The sequence below is a fragment of the Paenibacillus sp. PastF-3 genome (genome assembly GCF_029893135.1).
In the GTDB taxonomy this organism is placed as follows: Bacteria; Bacillota; Bacilli; order Paenibacillales; family Paenibacillaceae; genus Paenibacillus_AQ; species Paenibacillus_AQ nitricinens.
The window spans coordinates 442206-465393 of record NZ_JARXWM010000003.1 but is presented as its reverse complement, the minus strand read 5'-3'; the positions used below and the strand labels follow the sequence as shown (position 1 = coordinate 465393).

At 44.3% G+C, this 23188-nt stretch carries 21 protein-coding genes and 1 other RNA gene; 19 read left to right on the top strand and 3 right to left on the bottom strand.

Features of this window, described 5'->3' with window-relative positions; translation table 11 throughout:
- Window positions 1-39: 39 nt before the first annotated feature.
- From dnaG to rnpB, 6 genes are all read left to right on the top strand, one after another.
- Window positions 40-1860 (top strand): DNA primase, encoded by a 1821-nt coding sequence (gene dnaG, locus M2444_RS09255; protein WP_094870324.1) that lies wholly within the window; start codon window positions 40-42, stop codon window positions 1858-1860.
- A gap of 40 nt (window positions 1861-1900) precedes the next feature.
- Window positions 1901-3034, top strand: a complete 1134-nt coding sequence (rpoD, locus tag M2444_RS09250; protein ID WP_042130309.1) for an RNA polymerase sigma factor RpoD — start codon at window positions 1901-1903, stop codon at window positions 3032-3034.
- 106 nt (window positions 3035-3140) lie between these two features.
- Window positions 3141-3965, top strand: a complete 825-nt coding sequence (locus tag M2444_RS09245; protein WP_280786778.1) for a hypothetical protein — start codon at window positions 3141-3143, stop codon at window positions 3963-3965.
- Window positions 3966-3970: 5 nt separating this feature from the next.
- Window positions 3971-4741, top strand: a complete 771-nt coding sequence (locus M2444_RS09240; protein ID WP_280786821.1) for a tRNA (adenine(22)-N(1))-methyltransferase — start codon at window positions 3971-3973, stop codon at window positions 4739-4741.
- On the top strand, window positions 4717-5832 hold the full coding sequence (locus M2444_RS09235; RefSeq protein ID WP_094876451.1) for a Nif3-like dinuclear metal center hexameric protein: 1116 nt from the start codon (window positions 4717-4719) through the stop codon (window positions 5830-5832). The genes M2444_RS09240 and M2444_RS09235 overlap by 25 nt, the downstream gene beginning before the upstream one ends.
- 64 nt (window positions 5833-5896) lie before the next feature.
- Window positions 5897-6312, top strand: an RNA gene (gene rnpB / locus M2444_RS09230) — RNase P RNA component class A.
- A 533-nt stretch (window positions 6313-6845) separates the two neighbouring features.
- Here the strand turns inward: rnpB and M2444_RS09225 are convergent.
- Window positions 6846-8066: an aminotransferase-like domain-containing protein gene (locus M2444_RS09225; protein ID WP_094870328.1), complete on the bottom strand. Its 1221-nt coding sequence runs from the start codon at window positions 8064-8066 to the stop codon at window positions 6846-6848.
- Between the two features lie 93 nt (window positions 8067-8159).
- On the opposite strand from M2444_RS09225, the gene pdxR reads away from it, so the two are divergent.
- On the top strand, window positions 8160-9599 hold the full coding sequence (pdxR, locus tag M2444_RS09220) for a MocR-like pyridoxine biosynthesis transcription factor PdxR (RefSeq protein WP_280786777.1): 1440 nt from the start codon (window positions 8160-8162) through the stop codon (window positions 9597-9599).
- Between the two features lie 3 nt (window positions 9600-9602).
- Here the strand turns inward: pdxR and M2444_RS09215 are convergent, their stop codons facing one another.
- On the bottom strand, window positions 9603-11543 hold the full coding sequence (locus M2444_RS09215; RefSeq protein ID WP_094876450.1) for a S8 family peptidase: 1941 nt from the start codon (window positions 11541-11543) through the stop codon (window positions 9603-9605).
- Window positions 11544-11852: 309 nt separating this feature from the next.
- Here M2444_RS09215 and M2444_RS09210 point away from each other — a divergent pair, with 309 nt between their 5' ends.
- From M2444_RS09210 to thiI, 6 genes are all read left to right on the top strand, one after another.
- Window positions 11853-12350, top strand: a complete 498-nt coding sequence (locus M2444_RS09210) for a YpuI family protein (RefSeq protein WP_042190914.1) — start codon at window positions 11853-11855, stop codon at window positions 12348-12350.
- Between the two features lie 240 nt (window positions 12351-12590).
- Window positions 12591-12812 carry a DUF1540 domain-containing protein gene (locus M2444_RS09205; protein ID WP_042190912.1) on the top strand — a complete coding sequence of 74 codons (222 nt, stop codon included), beginning with the start codon at window positions 12591-12593 and terminating at the stop codon, window positions 12810-12812.
- 12 nt (window positions 12813-12824) lie between these two features.
- On the top strand, window positions 12825-13238 hold the full coding sequence (locus M2444_RS09200; protein WP_280786776.1) for a hypothetical protein: 414 nt from the start codon (window positions 12825-12827) through the stop codon (window positions 13236-13238).
- Between the two features lie 182 nt (window positions 13239-13420).
- Window positions 13421-14131, top strand: a complete 711-nt coding sequence (locus tag M2444_RS09195; RefSeq protein ID WP_280786775.1) for a lytic transglycosylase domain-containing protein — start codon at window positions 13421-13423, stop codon at window positions 14129-14131.
- Window positions 14132-14258: 127 nt separating this feature from the next.
- The gene (locus tag M2444_RS09190) at window positions 14259-15410 is read left to right on the top strand and encodes a cysteine desulfurase family protein (RefSeq protein WP_094876448.1); all 1152 of its coding nucleotides are present in this window, start codon (window positions 14259-14261) and stop codon (window positions 15408-15410) included.
- Window positions 15411-15413: 3 nt separating this feature from the next.
- Window positions 15414-16700, top strand: a complete 1287-nt coding sequence (thiI, locus tag M2444_RS09185) for a tRNA uracil 4-sulfurtransferase ThiI (protein ID WP_280786774.1) — start codon at window positions 15414-15416, stop codon at window positions 16698-16700.
- A gap of 37 nt (window positions 16701-16737) precedes the next feature.
- Here thiI and M2444_RS09180 read toward each other — a convergent pair whose 3' ends face one another.
- The gene (locus tag M2444_RS09180; protein ID WP_094876447.1) at window positions 16738-17430 is read right to left on the bottom strand and encodes a TerC family protein; all 693 of its coding nucleotides are present in this window, start codon (window positions 17428-17430) and stop codon (window positions 16738-16740) included.
- A 173-nt stretch (window positions 17431-17603) separates the two neighbouring features.
- Between M2444_RS09180 and M2444_RS09175 the strand changes: the two genes are divergently transcribed.
- From M2444_RS09175 to M2444_RS09150, 6 genes are all read left to right on the top strand, one after another.
- Window positions 17604-18263, top strand: coding sequence for a TerC family protein (locus M2444_RS09175; RefSeq protein WP_280786773.1), 660 nt, complete (start codon window positions 17604-17606; stop codon window positions 18261-18263).
- A gap of 183 nt (window positions 18264-18446) precedes the next feature.
- Window positions 18447-18956 (top strand): hypothetical protein, encoded by a 510-nt coding sequence (locus M2444_RS09170; protein ID WP_094870335.1) that lies wholly within the window; start codon window positions 18447-18449, stop codon window positions 18954-18956.
- A gap of 206 nt (window positions 18957-19162) precedes the next feature.
- Window positions 19163-21004, top strand: coding sequence for a translational GTPase TypA (gene typA / locus M2444_RS09165; RefSeq protein ID WP_042190900.1), 1842 nt, complete (start codon window positions 19163-19165; stop codon window positions 21002-21004).
- 125 nt (window positions 21005-21129) lie between these two features.
- Window positions 21130-21426 carry a YlaH-like family protein gene (locus tag M2444_RS09160; RefSeq protein ID WP_280786772.1) on the top strand — a complete coding sequence of 99 codons (297 nt, stop codon included), beginning with the start codon at window positions 21130-21132 and terminating at the stop codon, window positions 21424-21426.
- 86 nt (window positions 21427-21512) lie between these two features.
- Complete coding sequence (locus M2444_RS09155; protein WP_280786771.1) at window positions 21513-22610, top strand: LCP family protein; 1098 nt, start codon at window positions 21513-21515, stop codon at window positions 22608-22610.
- 101 nt (window positions 22611-22711) lie between these two features.
- A complete protein-coding gene (locus tag M2444_RS09150) occupies window positions 22712-23164 on the top strand; it encodes a PNPOx family protein (RefSeq protein ID WP_094876444.1) in 453 nt (150 codons plus the stop codon).
- The last annotated feature ends 24 nt before the right edge of the window (window positions 23165-23188 follow it).

The following is a 23188-nucleotide window of genomic DNA, read 5'->3' as shown; positions in this document are numbered from 1 at the left end:
CGAATTATATTTATTTGTTAAGAATTGAAGGTGGTTGAAGTGGCTAGCGGACACGGGAATATTCCGGAAGAAGTTATCGAAAGCGTGCTTGCACGTCATGATATTGTCGATACAGTCGGTAAGGTTGTCCATTTGTCCAAGCAGGGGAAATATTTATGGGGCCTCTGCCCGTTCCATTCGGAGAAAACCCCTTCCTTTACAGTTACCCCCGACCGGGGAGTGTTTCATTGCTTTGGCTGCGGCATGGGTGGAAATGCCATCAAATTTAGGATGGAAATCGAAGGATTAACCTTCCCCGAAGCCGTCAAAATAATGGCTGAAGAAAGTGATATTCCCGTTCCTGAAGGTAAGGGAGGCCTAATGTCTCCTCCTGATCCGGAACGCGATCGGTTGATTCAAGCTTATGAATGGTCTGCAAAGTTTTATCATTACTTGCTGAAGAATACGGAACACGGCAAAGCCGCAATGGAGTATTTAAGAGCCCGGAACTTCAGCGATAAAATGATTGACCAGTTTCAGATCGGATATGCTCCGGACCGCTGGGATACTTTGCTACAATTTTTGGAGAAACGGAATTTTGACCTTGCTGAGATGGAGAAAGGCGGACTCTTGTCTGCCCGGGGTGAGGGTAAAGGTTATATAGACCGTTTCCGTGGTCGGATAATTTTTCCGATTGCGAACCGCACCGGCAAGGTGATTGCGTTTGCCGGAAGAATTCATGGAGAAGGACAACCTAAGTATTTAAATTCTCCAGAGAGTAGACTGTTTAACAAAAGCCGGATTTTATACAATTTGCACCAGTCCAAAGCATCCATCCGCAAAACGCGGCAAATCGTCCTCTTTGAAGGATACGGAGATGTCATTTCGGCCTGGGAAGCAGGTGTGCATAACGGCGTAGCAACAATGGGAACTTCTTTAACTGAAAGTCATGTAGCACTGATGAAGAGCCTGGCGGATGAAATTGTACTGTCTTATGACGGTGACCGGGCAGGACAAGCAGCTGCTATAAAGTCTATTCCAATGCTTGAAGGCAGTGGCCTGCGTGTGAAGGTTGCCTTACTGCCAAGCGGACTCGATCCAGATGAATTCATCTCCAAGCATGGTGGAGAAAGGTTTATGGATCAGGTTATTGATTCAGCGGTTTCATCCATAAAATTTAAGCTTATATATCTGAAAAAAAACCATATACTCCTAGAGGAAGATGGCAAAATTGCCTACGTCAAAGAAGCTTTGGAGGTCATTGCTTCGTTACATTCCTCGACTGAGAGAGAGGTTTACCTAAGGGAAATCGCTTCTGAGCTGGAACTTTCATATGATAGTTTGAAGCAGGATTGTAATTTACTTAGGGCATCGATGCAAAAAAACATCCCTGAAGGGGATAATAACGACAAAAGGTGGAATAATGGTAGGCATAAAAAAGGGCAAGTGCAGACACCAACTTTGCTGCCCGCTTATCATGTCGCGGAACGGCGTCTACTGTCCTTTATGATTCAGGACCCGGAAGCCGCCACGTATGTGGGCGAACGCCTCGGAGAAGATTTCAACATCGATGATCATGCGGCAATTGCCGCTTATCTATATGCCTATTACGCGCAAGGCAAACCACCCGGCATTAGTCGGTTTCTATCATCGCTTCAGGACGATCGTCTAGAGAAAACTGCAACATCAATTTCCATGATGGATACACCTCCGGACTGGAATATGCAGGTGCTGGATGATTGTATCCGTGAAGTACGGAAATACCCACTGCAGCGCAAGATGGATCAGAAGCGTGAAGAGATGATTCAGGCGGAAAAGTCAGGTGACTTTTTGCGTGCGGCACAAATAGCAAGTGAGATTATAGCCCTAGAGAGACAATGAAATGTTGACAGGATTTACCTAGGGAGGAGGGAGTCGAATTATGGCGAACGATCAGCATACTGAATTGGAAGCAGAATTTACTTTGGATCAGGTTAAGGATCAGCTTATTGAGCAAGGCAAGAAAAGATCATCATTGCTATACAAAGATATTATGGAGAAATTATCGCCGTTTGATCAAGACCCCGAGCAAATGGAGGAGTTCTATGAACAACTCAGTGATTTGGGGATTGAAGTTGTAAACGAGAACGATGAGGAGGTTAACAGCCTCCGGCCAAATGAGGACAATGAAGACAAAGAGGGCGATGAGTTCAGCTTTGATGATGATTTGTCACTGCCGCCAGGGATTAAGATTAATGACCCTGTTCGTATGTATCTAAAAGAAATTGGACGCGTTCCGCTGTTGTCGGCTGACGATGAAGTAGAGCTTGCTATGCGTATTAAGAATGGTGACGAGGAAGCCAAACGTCGTCTCGCTGAAGCGAACCTACGTCTTGTAGTAAGTATTGCTAAACGTTATGTTGGACGCGGTATGCTGTTCCTTGATTTGATTCAGGAAGGTAATATGGGTCTGATCAAAGCGGTAGAGAAATTTGACCATAACAAAGGGTTCAAATTTAGTACGTATGCAACTTGGTGGATTCGTCAGGCCATTACCCGCGCGATTGCGGATCAGGCACGTACGATTCGTATTCCTGTACACATGGTTGAGACGATCAACAAGCTGATTCGTGTCTCTCGTCAATTGCTGCAAGAACTGGGACGTGAACCTTCGCCAGAGGAAATTGCGGCTGAGATGGAGCTGACGGTTGAGAAAGTTAGAGAAATCATGAAGATTGCCCAAGAACCAGTATCGCTCGAAACACCGATCGGTGAAGAAGACGATTCACATCTGGGAGATTTCATTGAGGATCAGGAAGCCTTGGCTCCTGCGGATGCAGCAGCTTATGAACTGCTGAAGGAACAGCTGGAGGATGTACTGGACACGCTCACGGAGCGTGAAGAGAATGTACTTCGTCTGCGTTTTGGCCTAGATGATGGCCGGACGAGAACACTTGAAGAAGTGGGCAAAGTGTTCGGCGTTACCCGCGAACGGATTCGCCAGATTGAAGCTAAAGCATTGCGTAAGCTTCGTCACCCTAGCCGCAGTAAACGGCTTAAGGATTTCCTTGAATAGTATTTCATGAACCGGACCTTCTGCTGCTCAGTAGCAGGAGGTTCTTTTATTTGAATTACGACCCTAAAAGTGCTGACCTTGTGTATCTGGAAAGAAGGATGAGCCAGTGAATTTGGAAAAACGCGAAATTATTATAAAAGAGATTCAGTATTGGAGAAATAACAGATTGCTACCAGAGCAATATTGCGACTTCTTAACCAATCTGTATGATGATGAAGCTGCGGCGAAGGATAAAAATCCGATTTCGCTGAAGAATCTACAGCAGGGAAACATCAAAATTTGGCTGTTTGGTTTTGGAATTATTTCCTTGATTTTCTTGATTAGTCTTTATTTTAGCGTTTTTCCCTGGCCTTTGCAACTTGCAACAGCACTATCCGTATTAATTATTTGTTATGGATACTCAGCGGTTTACAAGAACCGAAATCATGTTATTAGTCTTATTCTGGCGGGGCTGGGTAGCGTGTTATCGCTTGGTTTTGGGCTATGGCTGATTGTTTTGCATGATCTTGATCCTCAGTTCTGGAGACCGATTCTGATTGGAGCTTGCGGCTTGTTATGGTGTATTCTGGGATTTGTGCTCCGGATCGGCTTGCTGCAGTACTGCGGGTATGCTTTTTGGGCATTACTATATGCTGGATTCTTCGGTGGAAGACGGCCTGATGCCTCGATGCTAGAGCTTGAGTTCTTATGGCTTCCATTATGTGTACTGATGGTGTGGCTAAGCTGGCTTTTACATCACAGAGTAAAAGGCGCCGCTAATGTATTTTTTGCAGTGGGCGTATCGTTATGGGTTATGCCTGAGCTCGATGCTCTTTTATTGAGACAAAATTTCCCGCAGTGGATTTCGTTTATGCTAATTTTTAAAATTGCGGTAGGCTTAGCCCTGCTGTTCTTGTTTCGAAAAAAATGGATAACGTGGGTGGCAACATGAACAATGTGAAATTATCAGATCGACTTCAGCAATTGCTGAAGCAAATTCCGCAAGGAAGCAGGTTGGCAGACATCGGTTCTGATCATGCGCTGCTTCCTGTAGCTGCTGTAGAAAGCGGTAAGGCGATATTCGCAGTAGCAGGTGAGGTAAACCCAGGTCCTTTTGATGCTGCTTGTAAAGGCGTTGCAGAGGCCGGATTAGGAAAGGTGATCTCGGTGCGGCGAGGGGATGGCCTTGAGGTACTGGAACCTGATGAAGTTAATTGTATCACGATCGCTGGTATGGGAGGGGCTTTAATTGCCTCGATTTTAGACCGTGGTCAGAGCCAAGGTAAGCTTAAGGATGTTACAACACTGGTCCTTCAGCCGAATGTGGGCGAGGATATTTTGCGTCGCTGGCTACTAGCTAATAATTGGGTTCTTATAGCTGAAAGTATTCTCGAAGAAGATGGGAAGTTATATGAAGTATTAACGGCTGTACCAGAGGATGCGAGTGCCGGAATTACGAATGCCAATGTATATCGAGAGGTAACGTTAGGTGATTCCGCTATGGTTCGTGGTCAGGATACCTTGCTACAGATGGGACCTTTTCTATTACAAGCACCGAATGCTGTGTTTTTTGCCAAGTGGCAAGGGGAGATACAGAAATTGGAAGGCATTTTGACATCCTTGTCACGTTCAGAGCTCGAATCTGCGGAGAATAAACGGAAATTAATTCGAGATCAGATCAAGGAGATTACGGAGGTGCTGCAATGCTTGCCAAAGGACAAACAGTAATTCAATATATGGAGCAGCTGGCTCCGAAGCATTTAGCCGAAGAGTGGGACAAAGTCGGTCTTCAACTAGGTTCCTTACAGAAAGAGATAACCAATGTGCTGGTTGCACTGGATGTTAATGATGAAGTCGTTGAAGAGGCAATAAGTCTCGGCTGTAATCTAATCATTGCCCACCATGCGATTATTTTCCGTCCGCTGCAAGGGATTCAAACAGACACTCCAATGGGTAGAATGTATGAAAAACTGATTAAAAATGACATCGCGGTATACATCAGTCACACTAATCTGGATGTTACCGAAGGTGGAATGAACGATTGGATGGCGGAAGCTCTGGGCATTGAGAACGGAGTACCCATCAAAGACATTCATTCAGAGCAATTGTCTAAGTTGGTGGTATTTGTACCAAAGGATCATCATCAGAAGGTATTAGATGCCATCTTGAATGCAGGAGCAGGGGCAATCGGCAACTATAGTCATTGCAGCTTCAATATTGAGGGATACGGGACTTTTATTCCGGGAGAAGGCACAGATCCTTATATCGGGGAAAAAGGGAAGATGGAGCGTGCTGAGGAGATCCGTATTGAGACGATCGTGCCACACAGTATCCGCAATAAAGTGGTACAGGCTATGCTCAAGGCTCATCCTTATGAAGAGGTTGCCTATGATTTGTACACGATGGATCTTAAAGGCCGCAGTTTAGGGCTTGGGCGGGTTGGAAAGCTCAAAGAACCTACAACACTTGGGCAATTCGTTGAGACGGTAAAAAAAGGTCTGAAAGTAGACCATGTACGTGTTGTGGGTGATTTGGATCGTCCGATTCGTAAAGCCGCTGTTCTCGGCGGTTCGGGTGGAAAGTATTATAACAGTGCTATTTTCCGCGGTGCAGATGTGCTGGTTACAGGAGATCTTGATTATCATACAGCACAGGATGCCGTGCTCGCTGGGATCACTCTGATTGATCCAGGGCATAATGCGGAGAAGATCATGAAAGAGAAAGTAGCAGAGTGGATGACTGGGAAACTGGTGGAGCATAGGTATGGTACAGCTGTACATGCTTCGCAGGTGAATACGGAGCCATTTAAGTTCCTATAAAAATTCCATTTAATAAAGCTTGTGCCAGACATGCGATGTCTGTATAATATATAATGTTGTTCGGAAAGTTTGACAGACAATCGCCGGTGACGTGTAGACGTCACGGGAGGAAAGTCCGGGCTCCATAAGGCAGGATGCTGGATAACGTCCAGTCGGCGCGAGTCGAAGGATAGTGCCACAGAAATGGACCGCCGATGGCCGCCTTAGGGCGGCACAGGCAAGGATGGAACCGAGGTGTAAGAGACCCCGAGGAACGCTGGTGACTTCGTTCCTGGTAAACCCCATCTGGAGCAAGACCTAATGAGACGCAGCAAATTCCTGTATTGGAATAGGCAGCCTTAGCCTGAGGCGCGTCTAGGTTGGTCGCTGGAGCTGTGCAGTAATGTACGGCCTAGATAGATGATTGTCGCTTATGGTGGGAGGGTAGTTCCCGATTGAACCACGACGAGCACAGAACCCGGCTTACGGCAAACTTTCCTAACTGCAACGTTATGATAAACAACAACAACCATACAAGCGGCGGCGTATCTCGGGAAACCGGATCACGTCGCTTTTTTAAAATATAAGAAAGTATAAGATTCATTTTATACATTATCCTTATATTTCTCGCAACGCTTACCATCCTTATAAGGACGCCGAAGGTGTTTATGCTCGTGGCAAGAAGATATGTAGAAAGAGGGAAATGTATAACATGGGTAATTATCAGATTTGCGGGTTCTGCGGACATTTATATGAACGAAACAATAAGAGGATGTGCAATAGTTGTGATGAGATGTATCAGAGAATCAGGCGTATCGTAGAGACTTCACCCGACACGATGGTATTAAATATATCCCTTCAAACAGGGGTAAGTGTCAGTCGAATCATGTCTTTCGTTGAAAATGGATATTTTAGGCTCAATAAAGATAGCATAGAAGTATCTAAGAAGTAAATTACGCTAAGCATGGCTGAGAAATAAAAATAACCCGGCTTCCTAATCCCATACAGGATGAAGAATCCGGGTTTTGTCATGCTTATGAACGAATGCCGGCCTGACTCTCCCGCCATTGTACCAACGCCTTCTCCAGACGCTGAACAGCAACGGGTACAAGCTTAGGTGGCGTATGGGTGAAATTCAGACGCATCTTATTCTTGTGGGGCTGTGATGAATAGAACACTTCACCGGGAACAAAAGCAACACCGTTCTCTACTGCTAGAGGAAGTAATTCCTTCGTGTTGATCTCTTGGGAAAGTGTTAGCCACAGGAACATACCGCCACGTGGCTCCAGAAAATGAGCGCCTTCCCAGTTCTGCGATCGGAGTTCCGCGGATAAGAGCTTCATTCGAGAATAATATTCTCGTGAGATGACGCGGATATGCTGCTCAATATCGAAATGCAGCAGCAGTTCATCTAAAGCCCGTTGGTCAATGGTGCTAGAATGCAGATCAGCGGCTTGCTTTGCTTTGGCGATGGTCTTGATTAGATTGGAATCGCCGATAATCCAGCCGGTACGAAGGGCAGGGGCTACGATTTTGGAAAAAGTTCCAGTGTAAGCGACACAATAATCGCCGCCATAGCTTCTGTCGATGGATGCTAGTGAGGGTGGATAAAGATCTTTATTCTCCTCAAAGGTTATTTCGCCGTAGGGATTATCCTCCAAGATAAGAACATTGTAGCGGCGGCAGATTTCCACCACTTTCTCACGGCGTTCCTTACTCCAGGTTGCTCCTGAAGGATTGTTGAAGGTCGGAACTGCATATAGGAGTTTGGGCCGTAATTTTTGTATTTGATCTTCCAGGTGATCTGGCAGCATGCCTTGCTCGTCATTATTTATCGTATGAATATCAGCCCGGTAAGAGCCGAGTACCTGTAAAGCTGCTAAATAAGTGGGGGCTTCAACAAGTACAGCATCACCGGGATCAAGTAGTATTTTACATAATAAATCAATGGCTTGCTGGGAACCTGTAGTCAAGATCATCTCAGATGCTGTAACAGGGATTCCTTGCCGAGTAAGTCTTTCGGCGATTTTATCACGTAGTGGAGTAAAGCCCTCGGTTAATCCGTATTGAAGCACTGAGGTGTCACTGGAGAGTACACGGTTATAAGCGTCTCGTACTGCCTCCAAGGGAAACAAATCCTCCCCAGGCAGCCCGCCTGCAAGTGAAATGATGTCATTGCCCTGTGTAACTTTTAGAATCTCACGAACGGCTGATGATCCTAGATGATTGGCTGCGGTCGAGTATTTGATATCCATAAATGAGTTCTCCACCTTTCAATTTGGTGCTATCATAATAGGAGTACTGTATAACAGTAAAGCGTTGAATATAACAGTGGAGGTGGAGGGTTCATGCACATCGATTTGATTCGCAATAGCAGTAAATCTCTGCCTCATCAAATCAGTGAAACCCTAAGTCAGCGGATCTCATCAGGATTGCTCCAGCAAGGTGTCCGGCTGCCCTCCGTAAGAAGTTTGGCTACAGCTTTGAGAGTAAGCCAGGTTACAGTAAGCAAGGCATACAATGTGCTTGAGAAGCGGGGACTTATTTATTGCAGGCAAGGAAAAGGCTGCTTTGTAGCCGACCCTGAACACACCCGACGTCAGGAAGATGGCCGCTGGCAGGATATATATGATGATTATTTGCCGCGAGCTCAGCTTTGGCGCAATTTTGATTACTCTGAAGTAAAGTATCCCTTTCATATAGCTGCAATTCATAGTGAGTTACTTCCTCTAAAAAATATTGGTGACTCCTTCGCATCTTTAGTTATGCAGCAGCCGGAGCTTATGGCAACCTATGGGAACTTCCAAGGTGATCTGGAGCTGCGAGGAATTATGAGCGATCATTTAAAAACACGTGGAATTGCACTTACTTCCTCTGATGTAATGATCACAAGCGGAACTCAGCAAGGCATTGATCTGGTGGCTCGTACCTTTGTCGGACCTGGGGACACCGTGTATCTTGAGGCTCCTAGTTATACAGGGGCTATAGATGTTTTTGCAGGACGAGGTGCAGAGATGATTTTTGTACCTACGGACAGTGAAGGGATGCGGGTGGATATTCTTACAAGAATGTGTGATCAAAGACCGCCTAAGCTAATTTATACAATCCCTACTTTTCAGAATCCTAGCGGAGTAACCATGAGTATAGCAAGAAGACAACGTCTGCTGGAATTAGCCCGCAGTTACCGTTGTCTTATTGTTGAGGATGATCCATTTAGTGATTTATATTTCCATGCGCCTCCGCCGCCTACGATCAAATCGATGGATTCCGAAGGGCATGTAGTTTATATGAAGAGTTTCAGTAAAGTTATTGCACCCGGCTGCAGAATTGCCTGTGTAGCCGCTGGTGGGAATATTCTGTCACGGCTTATCGCCGCGAAGTCCGCAAGTGATTTAGGGAGTCCGCTGCTCACACAAAGGGCGGTATTGCCATTCATAGCGGGCAAGTATGAAGCCTATGCTGCTCAGTTACGAGTTACACTCCGTGTTCGTATGGAAAAGGCGGCGAAGCTTCTGAAGCTTTACGCGCCGCCTGGAGTAAAATATATTCTCCCAGAGGGTGGTCTTAACCTCTGGCTGGAGTTGCCGGCTTCCCCTGATATCGGAAGGCTACATGAGCTGGCCGAACAGGAGAGCATTTCTTTTTTACCGGGTGATGTTTGTTACTCCGCGGAGACCCCTTCCCGGTATATCCGTTTATGTTATTCACAAATGAATGAAACGGATATGGAGGAAGGCTTACGATTATTTCTCCGTTTGCTTGGTAGATTTTTGCAGAGTGGTGGCTAGGTGTTACTTAGAGTTACTTAATCTTTGTTTCAAATGATTCATTTGCTTTTGTACATGCTGTGGCCATAGCTGAAGGGGAACCTGATTGCCGCTAGCGGCTTGCAGGGTTTTGTAGATATCGACCTGACCCCAGCCAAAATATTTGTCATGCCCGGGAGTACCTAAATCAACAGCATTTTTGGTCATAAGATCCATAACTTCCGTATTCGTCAGATTCGGATTTAGTGAACGCACCAGACCCGCTAGCGCAGCGACATGAGGACTGGCCATCGATGTACCGGATAAAGCGGCATACTGGCTATCTGGGTAAGTGCTTGCTATACTTTCTCCGGGCGCTGCGACATCAATATAATCGCCGTAGTTGGAGAAGGAAGCTTTTTCCCCTGAAGCATTTGTTGCAGCTACTGCAATCACTTCGGGATACGCAGCAGGAAATCCTGGTCGTTCTGTATTATCGTTGCCAGCAGCAGATACGAGGACGATATCTCTGTCGTAGGCATATTTGATCGCGTCATGAAGAAACTGGGAATCCGCATAGTTCCCTAAACTTAAGTTTATGACTTTCGCACCGTTGTCCGCTGCCCAAATGATTCCTTCTGCAACAGAATAAGTGGTACCTGCTCCTGAATTATCAAGTGCTTTTACCGGAAGGATCTTGTTATACCAGCTGATTCCAGCTACTCCCTCTCCGTTATTGACCAGGGCGCCTATAATTCCAGATACATGTGTGCCATGTCCTACATCATCTTCTGGAGTGGAACCATTGGTAATCGCGTTATACCCTGTCAAAAGCTTCCCCTTCAAATCAGGATGATTGATCTGGACTCCGGTGTCCACTACGGCCACGATCACTTCTTTACTTCCCTTAGAGAGATTCCAGCCCAGCTCCGTTTCGATCGCCGGCAAATTCCATTGATAGGTGGAGAATAACATGTCATTTGGAGTAACGGTTCCCTCTGCGTTTTTAGATATCGTGTCATTGGTTAAATACATATAGTGAGGCTCCGTATATTCGGGGTGCCATTTATTGGTGAAATAGTCTTTGAGCTCATAATAAGTCAGCTTCTCTGAACGGAAAATATAGGCATACCCAAGCTTACGTGGCTTTTTGCCGTTGATATCAGCGGTTATTGTTTGAAGCTGCCCCGGCGTAGGGGAGTTATTGCGGAAACGGACGACAATTTCATTCTCATAAAAATGGCTGGCGTTTTCGTTATCATGACCGGTCTTAACGGTAATATCTTTTAAATTATCGGTATGGACGGATTCTACACGGTACTTCCCTTCCTTTGGATAAGGGATGAGCCGAAGGTTCTTCAGCTGATGGTCTGCCACACGACCAAGCACCTTTTGGTTAATAAGTGCAATGATGCCTATATTTTTTTCTTTGTTCCGCTGAGCGATAAAGTAATATTTCTCTTTACCGATTGTAAAGGTTGGAGATTCATAGGATTGATGACCATGGATCGCTGATTTCGCCGTCTTAAGATATTTTTGCAGCTGCTGATTCTCCTGTTCGGTTCCTTGAGGAAAGGAAGAGGACTTAAAGGTTTCCGTTTTATGCTTGCGAAAATCAATCCACATAAGCATAGTGATAAATCCGTGGTTCTGCTGCAACCGTTTCGCATACACTGATTTATCATGAAGCGAAGACATTCCATCCGTTTCAGAGAGGAGCTTAGTCAAATGTCTGCTGACATCCACTCTATTCAGATGATCCGTCGCATCAACATCTTGAGATAAGGAGCTTTTCTTTAATGATTTTTCCTGTGATGGGTTTGGTGCTGAATGTAGGGCTGAAGTTGGAGCAGGATTTGGTACAGCAACATTAGCGACTTCTCTGGTCGTCGTCCCATTAGTGGCAGGACGTAGTGCAAAGGTAAGCAATACAACTGTGAACGCAGCTGTTACTAAACCTGCAACCGTTAGATTTTTACGTGACATGATTTCCGCTCCTCTACGCATTGTAATGGCTATAGGTTTAGAAGAGAGCGTATGTTTTATGCATCTTAGAAAAGGATACCTTCCAAACGTTTTTTATGATAATATCAGAGAGAATAAGCATCTTGAGTTCGCATCCTGATATTGCAGGAGATACGTCGATAGATGTTCTTTTAATTTTCAGAAGGTTAGACTTCTCTGTGTTTGCATCCTGATATTGCAAGAATAAAGAGATATGTCTAAAGACTATTTCTTCATAAGATTAACTTTATTGACTACAAGAGCAGGGAATAATAAGGGGGAGCAACCGCCATGTCAGCAGCCAATGTGCAGAAATTATGTGAATCGACGAGAGACAAACTTAAAGATGTAATTGATAAGATGGAGATTTTTCTGAACGAGCATGCATTGCCTCAGCTTGTAACAGAAGATGATGAAGAAACTGTACAATTTTATCAAGGATTTCTGTCCGATGTTCGTCATCTGTTAGTGTTCTCGGAAATGTCTTATGAGAAGCTGGGAGTTGCGCTGCGTCGTGCTACATTCGATGAATCTTTTGCGCAGAAAGCGCTTTATAATGTATATCACTATGGCGTGAATAACTTCTTCTATCCAAAGAACGAAAGCTATTCTGAAGATGGACGTTATGCTTATACTGGACAGGATGCTATCCGTTTCCGTAAAAAGCCAGTTCGTCCGGCTCGTGATATCATTCTAGAAATTACCAAGACCTATGAAGAGCTACGCGATGACCTTACTTATTATGAAAACGACTATTTGACTGAGAAACGTATGCAAAATCAGGTTTAACAGTTAACTAATTCCTGTAAAGGATCAGCACTTCGTCAATTTATAATGACGAGGGCTGATCCTTTTTTGACGTATTTAGAATTTATATATTTGGGGCCCCCACAAAGTACCTGAGTACGCATCGAAGCACCCCCCCCACTTTGTGGGGATATTTTGCGTGGGCATCGTTACATCAACTGGAAACTGTCCTGTCGAATAGGGGGTAAATCGTGCGGACATAATGAAGCCGAGGTGATAAATATGTCGAGTGTAAAGCCATTAGTCAAATGCAGTGTAAGCAATTGTCATTATTGGGGCGAGCATAATTTATGCCGGGCAGAAGAAATTATTATTGAGATCGACAAGCACGCAGGTAGTGGATTTAAAGAAGAATATGCTGAAGAAATGACGAATGAAGGTCACCACGATCAAGTCGCAACATCGTCTGCAACATGCTGTTTAACATTTAAGCCGAACTCCTAGGAGGCCGCCCTAATGGACAGAGAAAAGGAACATGAATCAAGTTCATCAAATGGACCATCCGGTCCGAGAAAAGTTATTTTGCGTCCGCGCAGAGTAGACTATCCACGCCGGGACAGAGAACATCAAGAGGAATATGCTGCAGAGGTGAATCCGGTTTCGATGCCGATCCGGGATATAACACCACGTGTGGCGAGTGAAACTAAGGAGAATGAAGAGGAATATAGTGGAAGCAAAGCGATGGGTTATACTGGGCTTGCTATGGGTATTGCCTCCTTGTTTCTCTGGTCCATCATTCTTGGGCCCATTTCAGTTGTGATTGGTTATTATGCATATGCCAAGGAGCAAAAAACGCTTGGGGCATGGGCGATGGGCTTAGGGATTGTATCCACACTTAGTTACTTTGTGATGATACCCTTTGCTCGTTAAAAATGAACTGGTAAGTTTGAATTATAACAGGCTTTAGACCTAAATATCAGGGTCTGAAGTCTGTTTTTCATTCCAGCATATAGCAATAATCTCGGATAAAATGTAATATTAAGCCGTAATTCATCGAAATCTAAGGTTAGACCAATAGATATGATTCAACAGGATCAAAGGAGTGCGCCGGTATGGAGATTAATCCCGCTGTAACCAATGGGTTAGGGCAGCTTAAATGGGTAAGCTTAAAGAGTGCAACCGACAAAAGTAGCTCAGCGAATGAAACGGAAAGATCGGGCGCGTCGGCCTCTCAATTTGCAGCTATGCTTCAAGCTTTATCTTCTAACTCCTCTAATGACGGGAATACAAACTTCTTGACGTCACTTCCGGATGCATCCTCTGTAAGTAGCCTGTTATGGCAACAGATCGGCGGAACAGCTGAAAACATCGACAGTGTAATTTCCGGGGAAATAACGGATACTAAACCAACAAGCTATGATGATCTGATTCAAACGGCAAGTGCTAAGTATGGGGTGCCAGTCGATTTGATAAAAGCTGTGATTGATACAGAATCTTCCTTTAATCCAAATGTTGTCTCTTCGGCTGGTGCTAAAGGATTAATGCAATTAATGGATGGAACAGCGCGTGGTTTAGGGGTTTCTGATTCATTCGATCCTGCTCAAAATATTGATGGTGGTGTACGCTATCTGTCTTATCAGTTGAAGCGATTTGACGGACAGGAAAAGATGGCATTAGCAGCTTATAATGCAGGGCCTGGAAGGGTAATTAATCTAGGGGTAAGCAATGATCAGGAATTATTGGAGAAACTTACACTGCTCCCAAAAGAGACGCAGTCTTATCTCACTAAAATAGAACGCGCTCGCGCGGAATACGCTGTATAATAAAAAGGATCAAACGGGTAGTTCCCTTAAACCACATGCTGGTATTTGGGATCACCGTTTGATCCTTTTTCAAAATTTAAAAAAGAATGATTCTGTACTTTAAAGAAGTAAAGGAGACAATCGATATATGCTTTACTGGGATTATGCCGCCGCCACACCACCCTATGAAGACGTGGTGAAGACGATGGAACAAATTATGAAGCTGCATTATGCTAACCCTTCCTCCTTACACCGCGCCGGTAATGAGGCGGCAAAGCTGATTAGGCGCTCACGAGAAGTATGCGCGGCTGCGTTATCTGTACAACCAAAGGAGATCCTATTTACATCTGGGGCTACGGAGAGTAACAATTTGGCCATTAAAGGTGCTGCTTTGCAATATCAGTCAAGAGGACGTCATCTGATAACTACGGAAATAGAACATCCCTCTGTGTATGAAAGTTGTCTGCAGCTGCAGCGAAATGGCTGGGAGATTACTTTTGTAGCGCCTGACAGCACTGGAATGATTGATCCAGAGCGAGTGGCTGCTGCAGTACGGCGTGATACCGTACTCGTAAGTGTGATGCATGTAAATAATGAAATTGGAACAGTACAGCCGCTAATGGATATTGGCAGGCTAATTAAATCCGTAAATCCACGAACTTTATTTCATGTGGATGGCGTTCAGGGATATGGTAAGCTTGCTGTTGACCTTAAAGGATGGAAAGCGGATCTTTACAGCTTGTCTCCTCATAAAATCCGAGGTCCTCGCGGAGCGGGGCTTCTCTATATTAAAGAAGGAATTCAACTGTTTCCCTTACTTTCAGGTGGTTCTCATGAAGAGGGACTACGTGCCGGAACTGAGAATGTACCTGCAATTGTTGCCTCTTCCAAAGCAGTGCGGATGAGTGGTGAACAACGCGAATCCTTCCATGCCCGAGTATTGGCACTTCGAAATCGACTGTTACGCTTCTTGCACAGCGTTCCTGAATTTGTTATAAACAGCAGAGAGGATGGAGCCCCTCATATTGTGCATTTCTCATATCCTGGCATGAAAGGGGAAGTGTTCGCCCGTAAGCTGGAGGAACTGGGGATGGCTGTTTCTACCCGATCGGCTTGCTCCTCCCGGCTGGCAGAACCTAGTCGTGTTCTATTGTCTATGGGGAAAGATATCTCTGTAGCTTCAGGAGGCATCCGCATCAGTTTCGGTGATAGTCATACTGAAGAAGATGTCGCGGCGCTTGAGAAAGCACTAATTACTGCGGTACGAGCTTTAAAGATTGCTGAAGGAGGTATGAAGTAACTAATGAGTGTGATAAATCAGGAATCTGCTAAAGGCAGTGCCAATAGTATTGATTATGCCGATATGCTGCTTTTGCGTTTCGGAGAGTTTATATTAAAGGGCAAGAACCGTGCCAGATTTGAGAAAACGGTACTACGTCATGTGAAAGAAATGATTAAGCCTTATCCAAAGGTGATTCTAACCAAAGAGTTTGGAAGAATTTACGTGGAGCTGAATGGAGAACCTGCGACCCCATTGGTAGAAGCGCTGAAGAATGTATTCGGAATCGCTTCTGTCAGTCCGGTTAAGGTGGCCAAGTCAGAGCTCGAGGATATTGTGGCTGTCGGCCGTCATTTTTTGGAGATCATCGCGCCTGCACCGGGAACTACATTTAAAGTTAATGCACGCCGGGTATGGAAAGAGTTCCCATATGGCTCCATGGAGATGAATAAGCTAGTTTCGACACCCCTGCTGCAAGGCTATTCCGGACTTACTGTGGATGTAAAGTCACCTCAATTGGAGCTGAAGGTCGAAATTCGTCAAGGCCATACTTATATATTCTGCGAAAATATTGCAGGTGTTGGTGGATTTCCGCTAGGTACGAATGGAAAAGCGATGTTATTGCTGTCCGGAGGTATTGATAGTCCTGTAGCCGGCTGGTCATCCATGCGTCGTGGACTCGAGGTGGAGTGTGTTCACTTCTATAGTTATCCTTATACAAGTGAGCTTGCCCGGCAAAAGGTGGTTGATCTTACGCGGGTATTGTCACGATATGCGGGAGTCATCAAGCTACATTTAGTACCCTTTACAGAGGTGCAGACGTCTTTTACTGGAATTGGTCAGGATAATCTGATTATTACATTGATGCGTCGAGCGATGCTGAGAATTACTACACAGCTTGCTGAACGTGAGGGGGCACTCGCGATCGTAACCGGTGAAAGTCTTGGGCAGGTCGCTAGCCAGACGCTATCAAGCATGAACGTGATCGGCCGTGCTACACAACTTCCTCTACTGCGTCCGCTGGTAATGATGGACAAAAGTGATATTGTGGAGCTGTCTAAGAATATCGGTACCTATGATTTATCTATCCTTCCTTATGAGGATTGCTGCACTTTATTTGTACCAAAATCACCTGCAACGAACCCGAATTTACGGATTGTAGATAAGATTGAAGCTACGCTTCCTGGATATGCTGCATTGCTGGAAGCAGCGATCGGAGCCACGGAGACTGTACTGATCACTCCGTATGGAGATGAGAAGCCTAGAGATGTAGTAAGTGCTCAGGCTGGATTACAGGAAGAATGGTTCTAATATTATAAACAAAAGGCTGTCTCGTTCGTAGCAACATCTACGGTTGAGGCAGCTTTTTTGAATTATTATGGCTTGATTGGCGTCTCCAGTGTCCTCCAATTAAGATGCCAACAATGATCACGAATATAAACAGAGCTCTCAATAGTGGATGCTGCTCAAAAAATGGGGATAGCTGCTGCTCATCTGTAATCATGCTTGAGGCTGTAAACCCTAGGACTGCTGAGCCAATATAAATAATCAATGGATATTTGTTGATTAATTTAATAAAAAGAGTACTCCCCCAGACCACAATTGGAACGCTGATTAATAGTCCTATGACAACTAGAGAGATATTGTGCTTAGCGACTCCCGCAATGGCGATGACATTATCCAGTCCCATCGCAGCATCGGCTAGAATGATTGTACCCACAGCAGCCCCTAAGCTTTGACCCGCCTTGATATTCGCTGAATTGTTCTCATCTGTTAACAGCTTATAGGCTATTAGAATAAGTAAAATCCCGCCTGCCAGCAGTAACCAAGGGATTTTTAATAACCATACGACCAGAACCGTTGCGAAAATCCGTAATATGACGGCACCTGCTGTTCCAAGCACAATTGCTTTTTTTTGAGTGCTGTTCGGTAAATTACGTGCAGCAAGCCCGATGACTATGGCATTGTCTCCCGCCAGAATCAGATCTAGGAAAATAATATTGAGCAGTGATAAGACAAACTCCCATATGGATGTATTCAAGGCGCAGTCACCCCTAAAATTTGTTAAGATGAGCACGAAGATATGCTTAGTTTTGTATACGCAAAAAAAAGAGCATACATGCTTTTATCCTCAAAAAAAAGTTGGACAGGAAGCATAGCTTGTCACTTCCGGACATACATGTAGTTACATGTGATTCGGGGAGGTAAGAGCGAATGGAATCATTATTGCTCCTTGGTGAAATATTGATGATCAATCTTGTACTGAGTGGAGATAATGCTATGGTCATCGCAATGGCCAGTAAGGACCTTCCGGAGAAGCACCGGAAGACTGCGGTATGGTGGGGAGCTGCGGGAGCCGTTGTTCTGCGCTGCTTGCTTACTTTTGTCGCGGTATTACTGTTGAAAATCCCTTATATCCAGGCTGGAGGAGGAATTCTGCTGCTATGGATTGCGTTCAAGCTGCTGCTGGAAGAAGAGGAGGACCTTAGAGTCGCGGAAACGTCCTCCGTTTGGAAATCCATCCGAACGATTCTCGTGGCTGATTTTATTATGAGTCTTGATAACGTTCTGGCGATTGCCGGTCTAGCCAAAGGGGATTTGGCTTTAATTGTCATCGGGATTGCGCTCAGTATTCCGATTGTAGTATGGGGAAGTGGCCTCATTGTGGGGTGGTTGCATAGATTTCCGATACTCGAATTTATCGGCGCTTATATTTTAGCCTTTACAGCAGGTGATATGATGCTTCAGGATGCAAAATTAGGGACAATGCTCTCTTTTTTACTCCCATCCACACATTCCATACTGCCGATCGCTTTAGGGATATTAGTAGTTGTTACAGGAGCAGTTAAACGAAGAACAACATCATTAGGTTAATATATTGCAATAAAAGGCAATACTAAATGGACATCTCCATAAATTGGAATTGTCCTTTTTTTGCGAGGTCAGTGATGGCATTTTGTGTATATTTCAGATAATATGAATGAGAAACCTGTCGTTTTCTGGGTAAGTGAGGACAAGGTAGTGAGGTAGACGTGAATTTGAAGGGATGGGTGAAGGATGTCTTCCAAGAATGACATGAGACTAGGTATATTCATTGTAGCTGCGGGCGTCTTGATTTTATTCGGTAAGCTGGGCGTCTTCGGATTTTTGGGACGTGCCCTTTGGCCGTTAGTGATTTTACTTCCAGGATTAGTTCTACATATGTTATTTTTTAGCCGCCGTGCTTCGGCAACGGTATTGATTCCCGCTGGAATATTAACGGTATATGGTTTACTGTTTGGTCTTTGCAATATATGGGGATGGGGGCTTATGAAATATTTATGGCCTGTGCTTCTGCTTGGCATTGCCGTAGGTCTGTATGAATATTCCATTAATTCTCCAAGACGGACAGGGGGATTATCTGCAATTGCTGTTATATTAGGCGTTCTAAGCATAGCGCTTTGTATTTTCAGTCTCATGGGTACGGGTGTAATCTATCTGATTGGTATTGTATTCATCGCTGCAGGGATTTGGCTGATTACAGGCCGGGGTAGAACTCGTGGCCGAAATAGATGGTATCGAAGTTAATTAATGTTGGATCTTGTGAAAAAAAACGGAATTTGGTAACTGTTTTTTTCATAAAAAGACTTGCTTTTCATAGTGCTTTCACTATAATATTAATGTTATGTTGAAGCGTCGGCTTTCTGCCTGGCGCTTCTTTTGTGAGACTGCCGTGACATGCTAAGAATTTTAACAGTTTTAATTTGATAAATGAGAGGATTTGGATACAAATCATGCATTCAAGAAAAGATATTCGCAACATTGCGATCATTGCCCACGTTGACCATGGCAAAACAACACTCGTCGATCAGCTTCTTCAGCAATCGGGGATCTTCAGCGCACACGAACACGTACAAGAACGCGCTATGGACTCTAACGATATCGAGCGGGAACGCGGAATTACAATCCTAGCTAAAAATACAGCAATTACTTATAAAGAGTTTTTGATCAATATTGTGGATACACCTGGACATGCTGACTTCGGTGGCGAAGTAGAACGGATTATGAAAATGGTTGACGGTGTATTGCTGGTTGTTGATGCTTATGAAGGCTGCATGCCGCAAACGAAATTTGTATTGCGTAAAGCTTTGGAGCAGAAGCTGACTCCAATCGTTGTCGTGAACAAGATTGACCGTCCGGCTGCACGTCCGAAGGAAGTTATTGATGAAGTACTGGATTTGTTCATCGAGCTTGAAGCTAACGATGAACAATTGGAATTCCCAGTAGTTTATGCATCTGCTCTTAACGGAACATCAAGCATGGTCCCTGAGAAGCAAGATGAGACAATGCTTTCACTTTACGAAACAATCGTTGAGCATATCCCAGCTCCAACTGAAAGTGTAGAAGACCCGCTTCAATTCCTCGTAACGTTGATGGATTATAACGAATACTTGGGTCGTATTGCTATTGGCCGTGTAAACCGCGGGGTGATCAAACAAGGTCAATCTGTAACTGTAATTATGCGTGACGGTAAGAGTAAAACCGCACGTATTGAGAAATTGTTCGGGTTCCAAGGTTTAAAACGTATTGAAACAGAAGAAGCGGGCGCAGGGGATATCGTTGCTATCGCAGGGATCAAGGACATTAACATTGGTGAGACCATTGCTGATCCAGCGAATCCAGAAGCATTGCCTGTTCTTAAGATCGACGAGCCAACAATGCAAATGACTTTCCTTGTAAATAACAGTCCTTTTGCTGGTAAAGAAGGTAAATGGGTAACTTCCCGTAAGCTTCGTGAACGTCTCTTTAAAGAACTTGAGACAGATGTGAGTTTGCGTGTGGATGAAACAGATAGTCCTGATGCATTTATCGTTTCTGGACGCGGTGAGCTTCACCTTGGTATTCTGATCGAGAATATGCGTCGTGAAGGTTATGAAATGCAAGTTTCTAAACCACAAGTAATCATTAAAGAAATCGATGGTGTTAAATCGGAGCCGCTTGAGCGTCTTATGATTGACATTCCAGAAGAAAGCATGGGCTCTGTTATGGAAAGTCTGGGCACTCGCAAAGCCGAAATGGTCAATATGATTAACAACGGTACGGGTCAAGTACGTCTGGAGTTCCTGATTCCTGCACGTGGTTTGATTGGTTACAACACTTACTTCTTGACTTTGACACGCGGTTACGGCGTTATGAACCATGCTTTTGACAGCTACGCTCCACTGGTTGCTGGTCAAGTTGGCGGACGTCATCAAGGTGTGCTTGTTGCCAGTGAGACTGGATCAACAACACAATATGGAATTGTGGGCGTTGAGGATCGTGGTATTCTCTTCTTGGATGCAGGTACAGAAATTTATGAAGGTATGATCGTAGGCGAGCATACCCGTGATAACGATATTATCGTTAACATCTGTAGAGAAAAAGCACTTACCAACATGCGTACCTCAGGTAAGGATGATACTGTAAAAATGAAGACACCACGTACCTTCTCTTTGGAAGGCGCACTTGAATATTTGAATGATGATGAATATTGTGAAATCACACCTAAATCCATTCGTTTGCGCAAAAAGATTCTGAACAAAGGCGAACGCGAACGTGTAGAGAAGCAACGTAAAATGGCACAAGCAAACGCGTAAGATCAGCTTATCATAGTAAAGAGCCGTCGGAGGTTTAACTTTCGGCGGTTTTTTTTATAACAAAAACTTCCCTTACTGATGATATAATGTAAACGTATCTTAAATTTGGGAGGAGTGCGGTATCTATGCAAGTCTGGTTTGCTGAGCATCCAATCATCGCTTATATTGTTATTTTTATATTGCTTACATTTGTGTATAATCAGGTATTTCGTGTGAATCAAAAGTTATCGATTGGCAAAGAGATTATGCTGTACATAATGATGGCGATCGGTTCCGGCATGCTCCTCATTTTTCAACATGATAAGCTACCGATCATTCAGTGTCTGCTGGTCGCTGTCGGATTAATGCTGATGGTACGGATACGTTATATCGTAGAAGCTCGACAGAAGAGAAAGGCTGCAGCTGCAGCAAAAAGACAGTAATCGAAACTTTTACTGCTTATGGAACGTCTATTTAAGTGTAGCAATTTTTTTAATTCCAAATGAAATGAAGAGGACTTTATTCTACTATGAGTACACGAAACAGCAGTTTACCTCCACGAGCAAGTGGTCAACAACCGAATAATAGAAAACAGCCTGTGAAGGGTGCTCCTAAGAAAAAAAAGAAAAAACCGCAAAAGAGAGGCTTTTTTGGCAGATTAGTTAGAATCCTGTTAACCTTACTCATTATTGCGATTCTTGGTGTATTGGGCTACGGGGGCTATCTGTATTGGAAGCTTGAAAATGGGGTCTTTAATGCAGGTAATAAAGGAACGGTTGCTCCAGGGCATTCAGCTACAGAAAAACCACTGACAATGCTTATCCTGGGTACGGATAATAGACCAAAACATCCATCTAGATTAACAGATGTTATTATGGTTGCAGCGCTTAATCCTAAGACAAAATCAGCAACCATTGTCTCTCTTCCACGCGATACCTTAGTTGAGCTCAATGGATACAAGCAAACGAAGATTAACGAATTCTATGCTCGATTTAAGGGAAAAGAAGATTCCTCTGGTATTTTGGCAGAAGATGAGATGAAGACCATGATGGGGAAATATCTAGATATTGACGTAGATTATACAACGATCCTGGATTTTCAAGGCTTCCGTGATGTGGTGGACGAGCTTGGCGGAGTCAAAGTCAACATTAGCGATAATATGTGTTATACAGACAGCGTAGATGGTACGAATATCAATCTGAAAAAAGGTCCGGCGGAGCTTGATGGAGATAAAGCGCTAGATTATGTGCGATATCGTAAATCTAATTGTAAGCCTAAGACTAAGGCTTCAGACGATTTTGATCGGAACAAACGTCAGAATGAGGTCCTACATTCACTGGTGGATCAGATGCAATCGCTTGGTGGAGTATTAAAAATAGGCAAGGTTCTTGACGCAGTGGACAGTAATATGAAGACTGATATCGAAAATTCGCAGATTAAAGATATGATTGCGACTTATTGGAAGATTTCCAAAGATGATATCGAATTCAAACCCGTGACTGGAACATGGCGAAGTCCGTATGTATATATTAATGATGAGGAGCTTGAGGCGGCCAAGAAAAGCTTGCAGGATCGATTAGCAGGAGTTTCTGCTAGTTCCACTTCAGAATCCACTGAGGCGCCTTAAAGTCCTTGATAACACTTCACCTTAAAATTGAATGCAAGTTTCAGCCTGTGCTATAATATAATAAATCGAATGAATTTACGCCGCATAGGGGGCCAGTACTTATGTCCGAAGCCGTTGCTCAGCTGAACGAAACCTTGTTATCGATGCTGCAATCGGAAACTTTTGTTCTTCTCAACACCGTTGATGCGGAAACAGGAGGTCCAACGTCCACGGCCATTTCGTGGATTTATGCAGTTAGTCCTAGTACTGTGCGTCTGGCTGTAGATCATCGTTCCAGACTCGTGAACAACATGAAGGTTAACCCGTTAGTAACCGTCACTGTGTTCGGTGAGGGTACTGTCTATGCGATTAACGGCAGTGCCGTTGTAAAGCAGGATCCACTTCAGGATGTGCCTTTCAAGATGTGCTGCTTTGATGTTGAAATTATGGCGGTGCGTAACGCGCTTTTTTATGGAGCGCAGCTTGAATCCGCCCCAAGATATGCAAAGGTTTATGATGGACGTGCCGCTGAGAAGCTGGACGGACAAGTATTTGCTGCCATGAAAAAAGCCTAGTGAGAATATCACTGGGCTTTTTTT